Below are 15,293 nucleotides of genomic sequence, written 5' to 3'. Positions count from 1 at the left end.
GACATCATGCGCAAGCCTGTCGACGACCCGGCCGGGCTGCGGAATCTGTTCCTCTTCGAGAGCCTGGACGAGGAACAGCTGACGTGGCTGAGCCGGGCGAGCACGACAACGACTTTCGCGCCAGGGGCGGTGTATCGCGAAGGCGAATCGGCCAAGGACTTCTACGTGCTGATAGACGGCGAAATCGTGCTGACGCATCGGTCCGAGGGCGAGGAAATCGTCCTCGCCCGGACCGAGCAGACCGGTACATACGCCGGGGCATGGGACTGTTACCTGCGAGACGCCGCCGAGAAGACCTACGGCGTATCGATGTACGCTGCCAGACAGTCGACATTGCTGGTCGCCGACGCCCGCGAATTCGCATCGATGGTCCGGGCCTGGTGCCCGATGGCGGTACATCTGCTGGAAGGATACTTCTTCGGCAATCGGCAGGCACGAGGGATCCTGGCGCGCCGCGAACGCGTTGCGGCGCTCGGGTCGTTGGCCGCGGGCCTCACCCATGAACTCAATAACCCTGCGGCCGCAGCGAAGAGCGCGACGCTGGCGCTATCGAAACATCTTGCCGGAATGATGTCGACGTTGCAGGCTGTCACAGAGAATCGTTCGACATCGGTAGATCTGAACCCAGTGCTGCGCCTATGCCACGACGCAATCCAGGCGCTGCGCGAATCGCTGGAACTGAAGCCGCTCCAGGAAACCGATCGTTTGGACGCGATCGAGGAGTGGCTTCTCGATCACGGTGTCGTAGACGATGCCGACCTCATGTCCGCGTTGGCCCGAGCCGGCATCGATACGGAGTGGCTGGCGCGCACTGCGTATACCACGGAGCCAGAGATCTTCGGGCACGTGGTCCGATGGATCGGGCACACCGTACAGGCGCAGCTGCTGATCGGTGAGATCAAGGAGTCGACGTCACGCATCTGCGAACTGGTGGCCTCGGCGCGGCTGTACGCACGACCGGATGAGGTGTCGAGTCTCGCCGATCTGCACGCTTTGCTCGACAGCACACTGGTGATGCTGCGCAGCCGGATCGGCGACCGTATCAGCGTGATCCGCGAATACGACAGGACGTTGCCGAAGATTCCGTGCCATGCGGCCGATCTCAATCAGGTGTGGACGAACATCATCGTGAACGCGATCGCAGCGATGCAGGATGGAGGCACACTCACCCTTCGCACAGGCCGCGACGAAAGTTATGCACGAGTCGAGATCTCCGACACCGGCCCGGGTATCCCGGCAAAGATCCGGGAGAAGATCTTCGAACCATTCTTCACCACGAAATCGTCCGATAGCGGAACAGGATTAGGCTTGAGCATTTCCGCGCAGATCGTCGCGGATATTCACGGCGATATCAGTGTCAAATCTTCCCCCGGCGATACTTGCTTCATCGTCCGAATTCCCCTGCACCACTTCAACCCTGACATCGACATCGCCGACTACTCAATATCACCTCGCGACGGTTGAGTCAATCGAGCAGGTCCTGTGGCTCAGGAACAAAGTTGGTGGCGCTTTGGGGGATTTGGAGTCGGTCAGATCCTGATGAGCATCCGGCACCGGGCTAGGTCGAAGTTCGCCCGCCCGTACATCGCCGTTTGACGGATTTCAATTTCGTGACGGTGCCCTCGACGGCGCCGCTGCTCCATGTGAGACACCTACGGCGACTTGGTGAATTACGCTGGAGTGTCCGGAGATCCGAATCCGATTCACTGGAACGATCGCGCCGCAAAAATGACCGGATTCGAACACGGCATTGTGGCACATGGCGCGTTGACTATCGCCCTCGGTGCCGGATTCGTCACCGCATGGCTCAAAGACCCTGGTGCGCTGCTGTAATACAGCGTGCGCATGACGAGCCGGCGTATGTCAAAGCAGACGGATCCAGCGAGATCCACTACACTGGCAAGATCGAATCGGTGGATCCCGCAGCAGGCACGACCACGATTGCCATCGGCGCAACCCATGCCGGGCTCAAAATCTTCGTCCGCGCCACCGCAACAGTGCAACTGTCCTAGCACTCCAACGATTATTACGACATCACGAATACAGCCCTGCAATTTCCATAGTTCCTTCCTTTGTCTCTGCTTGAATCCACCGTTGCCCAGATGCGCCCGATTACCGGCAACAAGCTAGGTGTCGAGCCTGTCGAAGAGACTTGTCAACCCTCTTTTCTTGTAGTTCTGAATGCGGCGGCACGGAGCACGCTCGTCGAATTCCCGGTATCACTGATTTTGCCGTCCCATTCGGGGTGGCTGCGCGCCAAGAAGGGGATTTCGAAGGTGCGGTCGAATTCATTGAGTATCTCAAGAAATTGAGAACGAGAGAGAAAGTCGTAGTGCCAAAGATCGTCATAGGGCCGGTGGCCGGCATGGGACAAGCGAGCGGCAGCAGCTCCAGCCCAAGGCCATGAACGCCAGAGCTCGCGAAGGCTGTCGGCAAGGGCTCGGCCAAGCCATTCCTCGGTTTGGAGGCAGCACTGCATGACGTGACCAACAGTATCTGGAGGGAGGTCGTGGGGGGTGACGTTCGGTCCGGCAGAGTCGGAGAGCACGTAGTGCCATATGCGTTCGCCAGTGAAGGTGTCCCTGGGGGTGTCGGACTTGATTGTGGTGAAGTCGGAGAGATCGTTACCGATACGGGTCCGATAGCAGGACAGACACGCGACTTCGTGTAGCAGACGAAGCCTTGTGGCGGTCACTTCCTGCGGTGGCGCATGCAGCTGGAGGCACTTCAGCCATGGGCCGGCGCCGATGGTGCATCCTTCTTCGGCCGTGCGTAGCAAAAGCAGCAGTCGATCTCGATCGTCCGGGTCGGGCGAGGCCATCAGTTTCGGCAGGTAGCGCGCGACTGCCCCGGGCATGGTGTATTCATATCGTTGTGTGATGCTGCGCATCGCAGCCGGTATGTCGGTACTGCCGATAGCGATAGAATTTACGATCTCGACGGGGAAGGTGCGGCGGGGGCGGCAGCGGTATCGTTCCATTCCTTCGAGAAGGGCGATCAGGTTCTTACGCCAGTCGTCCAGCGCCTCCGGGTGAGCTCGCAGGCCATGGCATCGGACTATATCCTGGTATTCCCGCCCCATGGCCGCTACCATTTCTCTACCGGCGAGATCGGGTACCACCTGAGGTATATCAGGATTACACAGGCAGTCTTTGAAGTATTGCGTAGCAGCGATAACTCGGGCACACTCGGCTGTTTCGTCCTCTGCATCCAGGACCGCGTCGTAGACCTCGTAGTCACCGATGCCGACCACGAGGGGGAACCTGGTCATGAGTATTGCGAACTCGCGCCAATTCGGGACGGGAGGGTGAGCCTCGCTGAAATGAGGATCGGCCACTCCATATCCCAGTACCACATAGTTTTCCAAAGCAGTTCTACCATGGCTATCGGGACCGAAAATGCCTGCTCGCGTGGCACGACATATCGCGTCTTTAACAAAATATTCCAGGTCGGTTGCACGGTTGGTAATCTTCGGCTCGATAGGCATGTTCATCCTTTGTATAAGGGATGGAAAATGACATTATTTCGATAATCAACCTTGGACATGACACGGAGCGTGGCAGTATTAAATCCCCCATCTAAATTTGCATGCACGAAGTCTGGCCTCTGTTTCTGACATTTGTTTCTGTCGCAAGATAAAATATCCACTATGGGCTTCATCCATGATCAAGTTCCGTCGGTTCCAAGAGGCCGAAACCTAGGTTTTAGCCCTGGCTTGATTAGCTTGCCCTGCCCCCACACGCCACCAGGGAGCAGTAAACCTCGGTGTCCACCGGAGCGATCAATCCCATCGTATACATCAGGTCGAAATGGTCGCTGCGTATTTGTTATAGGTGCTCATTCTTCTGCGATGGAGTGGAGATATCGAATTCTTTCTTCGGTATTGTTCTGCCCTCCTTCTATGCCTGGCTCAACCGGTTTTTTCGATAAGGCGCTTGATTTCGCAAGAGATTGCCGGTTCGAATCATCGGCCTTCGCGGCGGATGCGGCGTGAATAGTCCTGCATCGCGATAGTGAGATCGGATGGAGTGAAGTCGGGCCAGAGGATGTCGGTGAAGTAGAGCTCGGTGTACACGGTCTGCCACGGCAGAAATCCCGAGAGTCGCTTCTCTCCGGCGGTGCGGATCACGAGATCGGGATCGGATTGACCGGCGGTGTCCAAGTAGGTGTTGACATCATCCGGAGTAACGTAACGAGCCATGTGATCAAGGGTGCCAGCCGCTCGACGGGCCATCAGGAGCTTTCGTATACCACGTGTGATCTCGTCGCGGCCACTGTAGGCAATGGCGATGTTAACCGTAGAGTCGGTGATATCCAGGGTCTGTTCGACGGTGATGAGCAGTCTGCTGCGTATATCTTGTGGCAGGCGATTCAGGTCTCCGAGAAGCCGGATGTGCCACCGGCCTGTCGCGGCGATTTTCGCGATCGTATCGACGATCACAACGAACAAGGCGTCAAGTTCCGGTCTCGGTCGGTGCAGATTTTCAATCGAAAGCGGCCACAGGGTTACCGTCTCGAGCTCTGCGATATCTTCACACCATTTCAGCAAATCCAGAATCCGCTCTCCACCCCGCTGGTATCCATCGAGCATGCTGAACCCATGGCGGCAGGCCCAACGCCGGTTGCCGTCAGGAATCACCGCCAAGTGCTGCAACGGGTAATCAGCGTGGCAATCTTTTGTCGCTGACATGAATGACTCCCTGAGTTTGCCGACGGTTCGACTCTGAGGTTACAACGCCAGCAATCGGGGAGTACAAACTCTATCGGCGCTTGATATGAGTTCGGTTCACCAACACCAAGCGATCAATCAACCTTGCCCAAAGAAAAGAGGAACTCACATTCCCGATCGAACTTGGATCGACGTGGCCCGCAGTCCGTTACTGCTTCATTCCTCTTCGGGGTGGTAGATAATTGGGGTTGGAAGTCCTTCTCGATCCGGGCGGCGGCGGTCGTGCCCAAGCCGTTGTGTGCTCGTCCAGCGGCAGATGCGGTGGAGGAGGCGAAGATTCGTCAGTTGGCCGGGGCCGGGCATGCGCCCGCGGACTGGGTTCCGTGGGCGCGGATCATAGGATGCAGTTGGCAGGGCATGCGGGTGCCGACAATCGCCGGTACGCTGAGCTTTCACGAGAAGACGGTGCAGCAGCGGATAGTACGGTTCAACGACGGTGGCGTGAACGGGTTAGGTGATCGGCCAGGTTGTGGACGTAAGCGGCGGACCACCGAAACGCAGCGATCCCGGATCATCGCGTTGGTCAAGACGATTCCGCCGGGCCGGCTATCGCCTCGGTCCTGGGATGAGAGCTGGTGGCGACGACGAGGACGGCCCGGCGTACTGGACCCTGGACACTCTAACCGAGGTGGCTCGCGCAGAAGGAATCATGCTGGGGCGCAGCCAGGTTCGGCAGATTCTGCTGGCCGAAGGCGCGCGCTGGCGGCGCACTCGGTCCTAGATGACCAGTACCGATCCGGATTTCGAGGGAAAGGACGCGGATCGTCGGGCTCTACACCGCCCCGCCGCCGGATGCCACAGTTGTCTACGCCGACGAATTGGGCTCGGTGATCCCGCGCACGTTTCCGCCCGCCCCGGGGCTAGGGTACAGGCCGATATGATGACCGCCGCGCAGATGCCGGTCGATCACCTCATCGGTCAGCGGCAGATACGACGCGTCCGTCGCGGACATGCCCTTGTGCCACTGCCCGCGGATCGCCGAAACCCATCCCGATCGGCCATCCCGGTGGTTCTCCCAGCGCACGGCGTAGGTATCCAACCGGCACCGGAACAGGTCGAGGTAGAACCGGACCTTGGCCTGCGGCGTCGCCTGCATATCGACCGGCGTACCGGTAGCGGTCTGATCCGGTGCCGCGGCACGGCGCCTGGTCCTCGGTGAGCCGCAGCAGATTCCGCAACCGGAGGTTCTCTGCGCGCAGGGCATCGAGTTCGCTGGGAATTCCTCCACGGACACCCAGTGTGCACGGCCGAACAGGCCACGATGAACCGGGTCGGAGCAATCTCGCGCACTCGCCTGGACGCACCCATGCGGTCGGGTAGACACGGCCCAGACCGTGGACGTGTCAGCCGGGCAAGTGTGCCTCGGTAATGGTGTGCAGGGGGTTGCCCGGCAGGTATGGCGGAGGTTCGCGAGGGATATGCCGCGCCGGACGCTGCCCGGAGGTCCCCTATGAATGAAAACCGCCGCCCTCGCCGGAGTCGGTCGAGAAGCCGAACTTCTGCGGAAGCGTTCAACTTTCAGACCGATGGCGGCCGGGCTGAACCAGTTCTCGCCGCAACCGTCATGGACATCGAATTCGACGGCCTGTTCGGCCGATTCGAGCCGTCGCAGCCACCGTTTCGAGGGTTGCCCGGTCTCCGGCCCGAGCCGGTCCCCGAGGCACATATCGGTGAAATATACTGTGCCACAACGACTGTCGACATGCGGGGCAGGATCGGAGATCGCTCGGTCATCAACCTCCTGTCCTGGCATCCGGGCCACAAAGTCTCGTTTCAGGTCGAGGGTCATATCGCCGTGGTCCGGCGCACGGTCGACAGAGGCTGGTCGATCACCAAGAGCGGCTACCTGCATCTTCCCGCTGCGATCAGACGGGAATGGGACGTAGGGCCGAGTGATCGTGTCCTGCTGGCAGCGACATCCAAGCAGGACGCTCTCGTCATCTATTCGATGGCGGCAGTGAGCGCGGCCTTGTGGGCGTATCGCTCGACGGTGTGGTCCGGCGATGAAGAGTGAGGACGTCGACACGGCGCTGCACCTGCTGGCCAGGCTCGGACTGACGATCGAAGACCTGAATTCCGCACCGGCCGTCGCTGCACCGGTCCCCACCTTCGCAAGCTATATCCGCATCGTCTCGGCGGCGGTGTCGCCGAGCAGTCGGCGCAACTACGGCACCTACTGGCGCTATCTCGAAAAGCACTGGGGCAGTCGGCCTCTGGATGAGCCGACCGCGACGGAGATCGAGACGTTGGTTCAGGGGTACAAGCAGGGTGTCGCTCCGCGAGCCAACTCCCGCGACGGTCAAGGCGCTGCACGGATGTTCGTCTGCGCCATCCGTTGCCTGTACGGCCACGCCGAACGGGACGGCCTGATCTCTCCGCCAGCGAATCCGGCACGCCTGATCGACAAGCCCCGTCAACCCGACAGCGGCCGACATGCGCTCAATGTCGATCAGATCCTCGATCTCGCCCGTATCGCGGCGACCACCGGCGACGACCCGGAACTCGATGCACTCATCGTCCGCCTGCATCTCGAAACAGCGTGCCGCAGAGGCGGTGTGCTCAACCTCGACATCGACGACCTAGACGCCGAGTTCTGCCTGGTCAAGCTCCGCGAAAAAGGGGGAACCACCCGATGGCAACCGATCTCCCCACAACTCACACAGCACCTCCTCCGACACGTCCAGCGGCGCGGAGGCACGGCAACCGCTCATAGACTCCTGCGCTATCGCAATGGGCGGCCCGTCGGTCGCCGTCGCTACGACACACTCACCCAGCGCCTTCGTAGTCACCTACCGTGAGCTGCCGCGCTACAGGTCACGGTCCACTGGCTACGCCACACAACCCTCACCTACGTCGAACGCGAATTCGGCTACGCCATCGCCCGCGCCTACTCCGGCCACAAACGCCCCGGCCCGAGCTCCGGCAACACCCTCACCTACGTCGGCGCGAACCTCCTCGAAGTGGTCGCCGCACTCGAAGCGCTGACCGGAGAGCCACATCCGCTCGGAATCGGTAGACGAACCGCCACCACCGGAACACCGATCCCACAGTTGAGCGAGAAACGATTCCGTCCAGAGGATAGGTCCCCAGTTCCGATGCTGCCCGAAGCGACAGGCCATCGACGTCGCGGGCCACGCACCCGACCGCGGCCCACCCCGACAAAGCGACCGGTCACACGTGCCGGTAACAACCACCGTCGGCGACGCTCCTCCGCAGGAACACCGGACACACCCAAGCGAACACGGAGGCGAAACCAGCATAACCGCCGGTGACCGTAAGCACTGCGGCCGGTCACATCACTCATTCGGTCCGCATCACTCACACCGCCCCTGTGCCGGAGAAGGCGATACCCGATCAGCCCGGAGTCAACGACAGGCACCTGTCAGCATCAGACCGTCTGGACAAGCAGGAGTGACGTCATTCACCGACGAAACGTCGACGAGGTGATCAGCCAAGATCGGATCGCCGTCGGCTGATCCTGGCGGTAGCCTGCACGGCATCGGTTCCCCGACAGTAGATCTCAGCTCGACCGCGATCGGCAGCCACACCGCCGGATCCGATCCACGCGGCGGTCCTGCGCGGCCTCCGGATCTACCGCGTCCGAAGCACTTCGGCGCTTGTCGGCCTCCCACCGGCTTCGGTCTGGCTGACTCGACTCCGATGTTCGACTGTTCGCCGACGTTCCCGAATGGGGTAGCAGCCGTTGGATTGTCCGGATTGCCGGGCGATCAGACACCTCCGGTGATGCCGGGATCGGCGAGCCGTCTCAGGAGTGCGGGCCGACGGCGGTGGCGGTCGCGGATGCCCGCGATGCGCTGGTCGAATTCGGCGGTGCCGCCGCCGCGTTCAGCCAGCACCCGCAGGTCGGTCAGCAGGTCGGCGGCAGCGTCGTAGGAACCGGACCTGCCGGTCCCGGCCAACGCGTCCACCCGGTCCCACGCCTTCTCTCCCTCCGCGGCGAGGCCGCGCAGTCGTCGTTCGCGTTCACGGGCGCGCTCGGCCTGCTGCCGGGCGCGGCCACGCTCCCGGGCGGCGACCTCCGCGCGTTCGCGGTCGGCTCGATGTCGCGCCGCGCCGTCGAGCAGGTCGGCCACCGTCCGAGTGCCGGGCGCCGACTGTCCGGTGGCCGTGGCGCTGCGGCGGCGGCCCAGCAGTTCCGCCTGCACGGCCGCCGCCCCGCCACAGGCAACCCGCAGCAGTAGCCCGTGTTTCTCCCCCGCGTCCAATCCGGCGAGCCAGGCGCTCAACGCTTCCGGGTCATCGGCGGCGAGGGTCGACTCCGGGCTCACCGCTGCCGCGATGTTCAGCACATCCGGGTCCACGCGCAGAAAGTCGGCCAGCGCCCGCTGCGGGGCGGTCAGCGTGCGCAGACCGGGCGGCACCGGCGGCTCGCGCTCGTCGTCTTCCTCGTCGAAGGCGTCGCCGGGCTCCCCTGGACCCACTCCGGCCAGCCATGCCAGGTAAAGCGGGCGCAGATCACCGGCGACCAATTCGGAACGGACCCCGCTCAGCACCGACAGCGAATCCTGCGCCGACTCCTCCCAATCACCGTCGTAATCGTCGCTGGTCATGTCGATGAGCAGATGGTCACCGGTCGTCCGGACCGTCACCTGGCCACCGATGCGATAGCGGTCGACGACGTCCGGGTCCAGTGTCGCCCGCGGCAGCCTGAGCAGGAATCGGTGTGTGCCCCAATTGGTCACGTACAGATGCGCGTCGTAGTAGCGCTCCACCATCCGCTCCGGATCGCCTGTGAAGTTCCCCCAGTGGTACTCGTTGACGAACCGGGTCGCGGTGATCGGAGCGCGGGTGGACAGCTCACGGACCTGCGCCTGCTCGCGCCGGGTCAGCGGACGGTCGATCGCGACGAACTCGTAGTACTGGTATTCGCTCAATGTCGCCTCTCGGATGCCGTGGAGTCGAATGGGACCGCACGGAAACCTGATTCGTCACCGAAGTGGAAGTACAGGCGTCCGCGCGGCGCATCCTCGTCGGGCAGCGCCCAGCCGCGGCCACTCGCCGGGTCGCCGTCGTCGTCGCCTTCCCAGCTTAATCCGACACCGTCATGACCATCGTGCTGTCCGGACGGCAATCCATACCACCGTTCACCGCGATGATCGCGAACTCACCCGCGCCGTTCGCGCGGAACTCGATGTACCCGGGACCGAGCAGATCGATCGCGTCGCGGTCCCAGTTGTCCATCTCCACGATCCGCCAGCGGCCGAGCACGTCCCCCGGAACCAGAGTGCGCCGTCTGCGTGCCATCGCCGAAAACCATACTGCCACCACGACCTTCGAGCCAGAAGACCGCTCGCGGGCAGCAGCGACCGAAACCACCGCGTGGACCGGAAGCGGCGCGGCCTCGCTTCCACCGGCCACAGCCATCACGCGATCGCACCGATATCCGCGTCGATCCACATCCAGTGTTACACATTTTTGTGACACAATAAGCGTATGACCGCCATTCCGATCCGTGAACTGTCGCATCACACCGCACGGGCATTGGCGTTGGTCAAGGCGGGCGAGACAGTCGATATCACCGAACGTGGCACGGTCATCGGCCGGATTGTCCCGGTGGATCCGGCGCGGGATGCGCGGGCTCGCATGACGGCCGACGGGCGAATGCGTCCGGCCTCGAGAGGCCGCGCGGACCTGCTCGCCGACCTTCGCCGCCGACTCGATCGGGCACCCGCCGACGATGCGAGCCGCGTCGGCACGGCGTTGCAGGAACTGCGCGACGGCGAACGGTACTGATGCTGTATCTCGACACCAGCGCACTGGTCAAGCTGGTCCACCCGGAAGCCGAAACGGATGCGCTCGTGCGCTGGCTCGACGAACGACCCGACCTCCCCTGGGTCGCCTCCGCCCTGGTCGAAGTCGAACTGGTCCGTGCCGTGCGGGTGGCCGAACCGGCAGATCTCGTCCATGTCCCCGCCGTCCTCGCACGAGTGGATACGGTGGACATCGACGGCATCGTCCGGGCGAACGCGGCTGCGGTATCACCGGCAACAGTGCGCAGCCTGGACGCGATCCACCTGGCCACGGCCCTCGAACTCGCGGCAGACCTGACCGCACTGGTCGCCTACGACAAACGCCTGGGCGAAGCGGCAACAGCCGCAGGACTGACCTGGGTGGCGCCCCACTGACCATGCGGCACCGGTCGCCCCGATCCTGCGACGGCCAACTCGCTCCGACTCGGCCTCAGTGCCCGTGCCCGTGCTTATGCATCTCGAAACAGCCTGCCGCAGAAGCGGTGTGCTCGACCTGGAGATCAACGGCTCGGCCGCGGAATTCTGCTTGATCAAGCTGCGCGAGACGGGCTGAACCCTGCCGTGGCAGATCATCTCCCCATGACTCACACACCATCACGTCCAGCGAGACCGAGGCACGAAATCCACCAACGCCGCGCTCGCGCGCCGTCACGCCCGGATCAATACTGGAGATCAGGTCTTGCTCGCCGCCCGGCCCGCGCCAGCGTGTTGGTCGTCGTCGCCGTGTCGGCGGTGGACGAGATGGTCACCGACACGATGAGCGGCATGGAGAACGGGACCGCACGATGAGCACCCGGGTACCCGCCGCCCAGGCCGATATCATCGCCGCCGCAACGATTCTGGACCGGCTCAACGTATCCGTCGACGACCTGCCGGTCAGCCGTCGCGAACGACCACCCGCGCCGACGTTCACCGAGTACGTCCCGATCGTCTACCCCACCGCCACGGGGCTGGCGCAGCTGATCAACATCGTCCCGCAGTCAACGGTCCATCCACAGTACCGATCGCGGTAGGCAGGGAGTCACTCGCTGCCACGGACGCCCTGCGATGCCTGTACCGCCATGCCGAACGGGACCGCATCATCGACATCGACGACACCCCCGCGCGTCAGCTCGACCGCGCACCGCAACAGAAGTCGAGCCGTCGCGCGCTTCCCGACACGCTCCTCGGGCAGATGTACGAGGTCACCGCCCACGACCCGGACCCCGAATTACACAGCATCCTGTTCCGACTACACCTGGAAACCGCGTACCGCCGAGGCGGCGCACCGGCCCCGCAACCCGACGACGTCAACCCGCTCGAATGCCTCATCCGACTGCGAGAGAAAGGCGGCACCGAACGCTGGCAACCCGTCTCCCCCCCACCCTCATGGGCGAATTATGCCATCACCGCAACCAGCGCATACCCACGAAAGTGTTGCCGCACAAAGCCCGTAACGGCCGACCGATCAGCACCGCCGCCAACCGGCGACTGCTGCGTACCGCAACGGCCACCCGACCACTGTCGGCTGCTACGACGCCCTCTGGCGCCGAATCCGCGCCGAAATCCCCACCGCGGCAGCTCTTCACGCCAGCACACATTGGCTGCGATACACCACTTTGAATGGGTGGAACGAAATTTCGGCGTCTCGATCGCAAAAGCCTACGCCGGTCACGCGGAAAACAATCACCACGGCGCAATCACCATCTACACCGTCGCCGACATCGTCGCCGACATCGATGAAGTCGATGAAGCCCTGTCCTGGCTCACCCGCGAACAACATCCCCGCACCACCGGCGACTACAGCGCAGGACTGAAGACCGGATAACGCACTGGGCAAGCCCTGCTACACCGACGACCTGCGACCGAGGTGAATACTCGATCCTCGGCGGACTCGTGCTGTCCCCGCTACGATTCGGCTCGACGGCACTGCTCTCCGGCGACTCCGGTCCCGATCCCTTCGCTGGTCCTGGCGCGTATCGCGGTGCGCCGAGCCCGCCGCAACGCACGAATCGACCGGGGCCGACCGGCGGCACTGAAGGCGTGGCAGCACGCGTTCTACTGCGGCGGCTGCCACCACTGCTTCTGGGCCTGGCCGCCAGCACAAGGAATCGAAGTCCCCGTCGGCCAACCCCTGTCCCCCAACCAGTTCCGACAGATCGTCTGGAACCTGGGCGGCTACGCCTACCCGTCCCCCGCACCACATTCGAAGACCCACCAGACCAGCCGCCCGGACTGATCACTGTCCGCTGTGGCCGCGGTCCGCCTCGCCTTCCCCACTCGCTCCGGAACCATGCTCCTCACCGCCACCAGACTCCACGCTCCTCGGCACACGTCCTGTACCGTCAGCTACCTCAGTGGCCTGTTCCCGGACCGGCGGAACCCGACCCACACCCGTCGAAGGTTCGTCGGGCTGGTCCTGTTCTGATCGCTCACCGGCTCGAGCCGCGGCCAACAGCCGCCGCACATGTCTCGGGGTGATTTCCAGCAGATCAGCGATGTCGTCATCGGTGTGGCCCTGCGCATGGATCCGCGCCGCTGCGCGCGCTTGAATCACCTCGTGGTCGCCGATCCTTTCGTTCGCGCGTTGAGTGACCTCGGCGATCTGCCGGTGCAGCGCGTCGACGTCGCCGTCGCGACGCCGCTGCAGTTCCACGATCGCGGCCCATGCCGCAATATAGTCGCGCACTGCCCCGGTGACGATCTTCTCGCGCTCGCGCGCCGCCGTCCGCAGATCCCGGGTCTTACGGCGCGAGCGCTGAAGCCGCGCAGCCAATTCGGGAGACCGGCCCCTCGGTCGGCTGCGGCGAGGGCGGCGATTTTCATCCATCACTAACCTCCGGACAGCGTCCGGCGCGGCAGAACCCTCGCACCGACGAGTCTACCTTCCCTGCCAACCTCGCCCGCCGGACGACCGCCGAGCCAGGACTTCGGCGCTGCCACCACGCCAGCACATCCCCGACACCCGATCCTCTACTCGCTGAAGGGAGTACGCCGTGGGTTCACCATCACCCCACGTGCGAACAGGGCACGCCGACCGCCGTCGCGTCCTGCCCAACGTCGTGGCCGACGCGACCGACATGCTGTTCGACCCTCCCTCAACTGTCCCGCCGGACGATCTGGTAGTCCCTGTCGTCTGGTCGTACGGGATGGGGTCGAAAGCACCGCCGGGGTGATTCGTATGTTGCTCGAGCCCGCTGTCCGGCCGCCGGAACTGCTTGCCGATCTGTCGAATCTCATCATCCTGACGGCCCAGACCGGCGACGAGTGGGAGTCGACCTGTGATCTGGTCGCCCAGCATGTACTCCCGGTCTTTCGAGAATATCGGTGCCGCACCGTGGAAGTCGCGCGTGCTGGGCCGCGCCGCGCGGATGGCATTGTCGTGCTGCAGGACTCGCGGGAGCCGACGCGTATGCATCCGGATCCGGAGGAGTCGGGCTACTATGCGCTCAGTCGCGAGGGCCGCGACAACGGTGTGATGCCGGTCCTGAGCAGTCGCGCGTGTTCATCCAAAGCGAAGGGCTGGCCCCTGGATTACTGGCGCGACCGCGAGCTCGGTCCCGCCCCTACCTTCATGCGGTCGGGTTCAACGCCGACGAGGGCCGCCGCATCGTCCGCGACAACTCGGTGACGCTGGGTGGTCGCCGTCGCCCGATCTACCCGCTGCACGCGGCAGGGCGGAGCCGGCAGCGCTGTTCGGACTACCTGTACGGGTTATTCGGGATACGGTGGCCGAAATCCTGCTGCCGTCAGTGTTGTTTCGTGTCGGCGGTGTCGGGCTGGCCCGACCAGCTGGCGCGGTTCCGCGCCGCGCCACAGGAATCCTACCGGCATGTGGTCGACGAGTTCGTGACGGTGGCGCTCAACCGCAACTCGCCGTTGTTCGGACGCGCCGGGACACTGGCCGATCGGCTGGCACGCGGTAACGCCAATCTCGTTCTCGCGCTGGCCGATCGCGACATGGCTGCCGCCGAGTGGGCACTGTATCGGGTCCGGCGCCTGTATTACGGCCGCGCGCAGGCGATCCGATCGCTGCACATCACCTGCCGCGGCACCCGCCAGCAGATGGCCGACGCCCTCCGATCCGTCGCCGCCGCGCTCGACATCCAACCCCTCACCGAGGCCGGACACACGCGGCTATGGCTGGCTCGGCGCCCCGATTCCGATCGCTATCCGTAGTGGGAGGATTTCTCGTCGCCGCCCCGGCCACCGCACGCCCCAAGGACGGCCCGTCCTTCGAAACCCAATGGCACACCCGGGTTCCGGGCGACGTTGTCCACTTGGGCCTTGTGGCGGGCGACATCCTCGCCGCCCTGGCCAGCTCTGCCCGGGACGAGCAGTTGTCGCCGGTACCGATGGTTCTCACCGTCTCCTGAACCAAGAGCTCCTCGTCTCCGGTCTCGATGTCGAACGCTGCCACTGCTGATCCTGAACGCCGCCGGTACTCGATAGCCACTAGGGCGTGGTGAACACCGGCGACGCCGACGTGGTCCGCTACCTGCCAGGATCCTCCACCACTTGGCCGGGGTTCGTTTCCTTGGGCCTGCCGACCGGCCGGGTCTGCGGTGGCGCCGCACCGTTCGATGTCGCGTACACGCATCCGTTCCTTACTTGTACGTCTCTTCAGTGCTGTGACGGATTCGGTTCCGTCGCAGCGTTTTTCCATTTTTCTGCCATCTTGTGGGAGGTGATCGCCTGTGCCAGCCTCGGCTGCGGGCCGGACCTGGTGGTGCGTGGGCTGCCACGGTTTGATGACCGGTGGTGACCGCTACGACACCAGCGACGGCGGGTTCGTCTGTTTCTCGTGTTTCTTG

General features: G+C 63.6%; 20 protein-coding genes and 1 pseudogene. 15 read left to right on the top strand and 6 right to left on the bottom strand.

What is annotated here, in order from left to right; genetic code table 11:
* Positions 1–6: 6 nt before the first annotated feature.
* The gene (locus tag HPY32_RS30045) at positions 7–1,464 is read left to right on the top strand and encodes an ATP-binding protein (RefSeq protein ID WP_067577858.1); all 1,458 of its coding nucleotides are present in this window, start codon (positions 7–9) and stop codon (positions 1,462–1,464) included.
* A gap of 201 nt (positions 1,465–1,665) precedes the next feature.
* Positions 1,666–1,833: a MaoC/PaaZ C-terminal domain-containing protein gene (locus HPY32_RS45000; RefSeq protein ID WP_309247552.1), complete on the top strand. Its 168-nt coding sequence runs from the start codon at positions 1,666–1,668 to the stop codon at positions 1,831–1,833.
* 322 nt (positions 1,834–2,155) lie between these two features.
* Here the strand turns inward: HPY32_RS45000 and HPY32_RS30035 are convergent, their stop codons facing one another.
* Entirely contained in the window at positions 2,156–3,487 is a 1,332-nt protein-coding gene (locus tag HPY32_RS30035) for a hypothetical protein (RefSeq protein ID WP_156673844.1), read from the bottom strand.
* A 477-nt stretch (positions 3,488–3,964) separates the two neighbouring features.
* Positions 3,965–4,690 carry a polyprenyl diphosphate synthase gene (gene uppS / locus HPY32_RS30030; RefSeq protein ID WP_082870535.1) on the bottom strand — a complete coding sequence of 242 codons (726 nt, stop codon included), beginning with the start codon at positions 4,688–4,690 and terminating at the stop codon, positions 3,965–3,967.
* Between the two features lie 396 nt (positions 4,691–5,086).
* Between uppS and HPY32_RS46960 the strand changes: the two are divergent.
* Positions 5,087–5,275, top strand: a pseudogene (locus HPY32_RS46960) (helix-turn-helix domain-containing protein); the annotation flags it as partial.
* Positions 5,276–5,294: 19 nt separating this feature from the next.
* Positions 5,295–5,450, top strand: coding sequence for a hypothetical protein (locus HPY32_RS44055; RefSeq protein WP_197696324.1), 156 nt, complete (start codon positions 5,295–5,297; stop codon positions 5,448–5,450).
* Positions 5,451–5,534: 84 nt separating this feature from the next.
* Here HPY32_RS44055 and HPY32_RS30020 read toward each other — a convergent pair whose 3' ends face one another.
* Complete coding sequence (locus HPY32_RS30020; RefSeq protein ID WP_067577854.1) at positions 5,535–5,825, bottom strand: TOTE conflict system archaeo-eukaryotic primase domain-containing protein; 291 nt, start codon at positions 5,823–5,825, stop codon at positions 5,535–5,537.
* A gap of 468 nt (positions 5,826–6,293) precedes the next feature.
* On the opposite strand from HPY32_RS30020, the gene HPY32_RS30015 reads away from it, so the two are divergent.
* Positions 6,294–6,743, top strand: coding sequence for a hypothetical protein (locus HPY32_RS30015; RefSeq protein ID WP_067577852.1), 450 nt, complete (start codon positions 6,294–6,296; stop codon positions 6,741–6,743).
* Positions 6,733–7,527, top strand: coding sequence for a site-specific integrase (locus HPY32_RS30010; RefSeq protein ID WP_067577850.1), 795 nt, complete (start codon positions 6,733–6,735; stop codon positions 7,525–7,527). The genes HPY32_RS30015 and HPY32_RS30010 overlap by 11 nt, the downstream gene beginning before the upstream one ends.
* A 930-nt stretch (positions 7,528–8,457) precedes the next feature.
* Here the strand turns inward: HPY32_RS30010 and HPY32_RS30005 are convergent.
* Entirely contained in the window at positions 8,458–9,624 is a 1,167-nt protein-coding gene (locus HPY32_RS30005) for a hypothetical protein (RefSeq protein ID WP_067577848.1), read from the bottom strand.
* Between the two features lie 154 nt (positions 9,625–9,778).
* The gene (locus tag HPY32_RS44995) at positions 9,779–9,994 is read right to left on the bottom strand and encodes a hypothetical protein (RefSeq protein ID WP_231951295.1); all 216 of its coding nucleotides are present in this window, start codon (positions 9,992–9,994) and stop codon (positions 9,779–9,781) included.
* Between the two features lie 189 nt (positions 9,995–10,183).
* On the opposite strand from HPY32_RS44995, the gene HPY32_RS29995 reads away from it, so the two are divergent.
* From HPY32_RS29995 to HPY32_RS29975, 5 genes are all read left to right on the top strand, one after another.
* Positions 10,184–10,483 (top strand): type II toxin-antitoxin system Phd/YefM family antitoxin, encoded by a 300-nt coding sequence (locus tag HPY32_RS29995; protein ID WP_067577846.1) that lies wholly within the window; start codon positions 10,184–10,186, stop codon positions 10,481–10,483.
* Positions 10,483–10,875 (top strand): type II toxin-antitoxin system VapC family toxin, encoded by a 393-nt coding sequence (locus HPY32_RS29990; RefSeq protein WP_067577844.1) that lies wholly within the window; start codon positions 10,483–10,485, stop codon positions 10,873–10,875. The genes HPY32_RS29995 and HPY32_RS29990 overlap by 1 nt, the downstream gene beginning before the upstream one ends.
* A gap of 410 nt (positions 10,876–11,285) precedes the next feature.
* Positions 11,286–11,513, top strand: a complete 228-nt coding sequence (locus tag HPY32_RS29985) for a hypothetical protein (RefSeq protein WP_067577842.1) — start codon at positions 11,286–11,288, stop codon at positions 11,511–11,513.
* A gap of 161 nt (positions 11,514–11,674) precedes the next feature.
* Complete coding sequence (locus HPY32_RS29980) at positions 11,675–12,307, top strand: hypothetical protein (RefSeq protein WP_156673843.1); 633 nt, start codon at positions 11,675–11,677, stop codon at positions 12,305–12,307.
* A gap of 156 nt (positions 12,308–12,463) precedes the next feature.
* Positions 12,464–12,718, top strand: coding sequence for a hypothetical protein (locus tag HPY32_RS29975; RefSeq protein WP_156673842.1), 255 nt, complete (start codon positions 12,464–12,466; stop codon positions 12,716–12,718).
* Here HPY32_RS29975 and HPY32_RS29970 read toward each other — a convergent pair whose 3' ends face one another.
* On the bottom strand, positions 12,719–13,309 hold the full coding sequence (locus HPY32_RS29970) for a hypothetical protein (protein ID WP_156673841.1): 591 nt from the start codon (positions 13,307–13,309) through the stop codon (positions 12,719–12,721). It lies immediately after the preceding gene.
* 351 nt (positions 13,310–13,660) lie between these two features.
* On the opposite strand from HPY32_RS29970, the gene HPY32_RS29965 reads away from it, so the two are divergent.
* From HPY32_RS29965 to HPY32_RS29950, 4 genes are all read left to right on the top strand, one after another.
* Entirely contained in the window at positions 13,661–14,110 is a 450-nt protein-coding gene (locus tag HPY32_RS29965; RefSeq protein ID WP_067577836.1) for a hypothetical protein, read from the top strand.
* Positions 14,111–14,241: 131 nt separating this feature from the next.
* On the top strand, positions 14,242–14,658 hold the full coding sequence (locus HPY32_RS29960; protein WP_067577833.1) for a hypothetical protein: 417 nt from the start codon (positions 14,242–14,244) through the stop codon (positions 14,656–14,658).
* Positions 14,658–14,855, top strand: coding sequence for a hypothetical protein (locus HPY32_RS29955; RefSeq protein WP_067577831.1), 198 nt, complete (start codon positions 14,658–14,660; stop codon positions 14,853–14,855). The genes HPY32_RS29960 and HPY32_RS29955 overlap by 1 nt, the downstream gene beginning before the upstream one ends.
* Positions 14,856–14,941: 86 nt before the next feature.
* Positions 14,942–15,244 (top strand): hypothetical protein, encoded by a 303-nt coding sequence (locus tag HPY32_RS29950; protein ID WP_156673840.1) that lies wholly within the window; start codon positions 14,942–14,944, stop codon positions 15,242–15,244.
* The last annotated feature ends 49 nt before the right edge of the window (positions 15,245–15,293 follow it).

It is taken from the genome of Nocardia terpenica, from assembly GCF_013186535.1.
In the GTDB taxonomy this organism is placed as follows: domain Bacteria; phylum Actinomycetota; class Actinomycetes; order Mycobacteriales; family Mycobacteriaceae; genus Nocardia; species Nocardia terpenica.
This window is presented reverse-complemented; position numbering and strand designations above follow the sequence as displayed.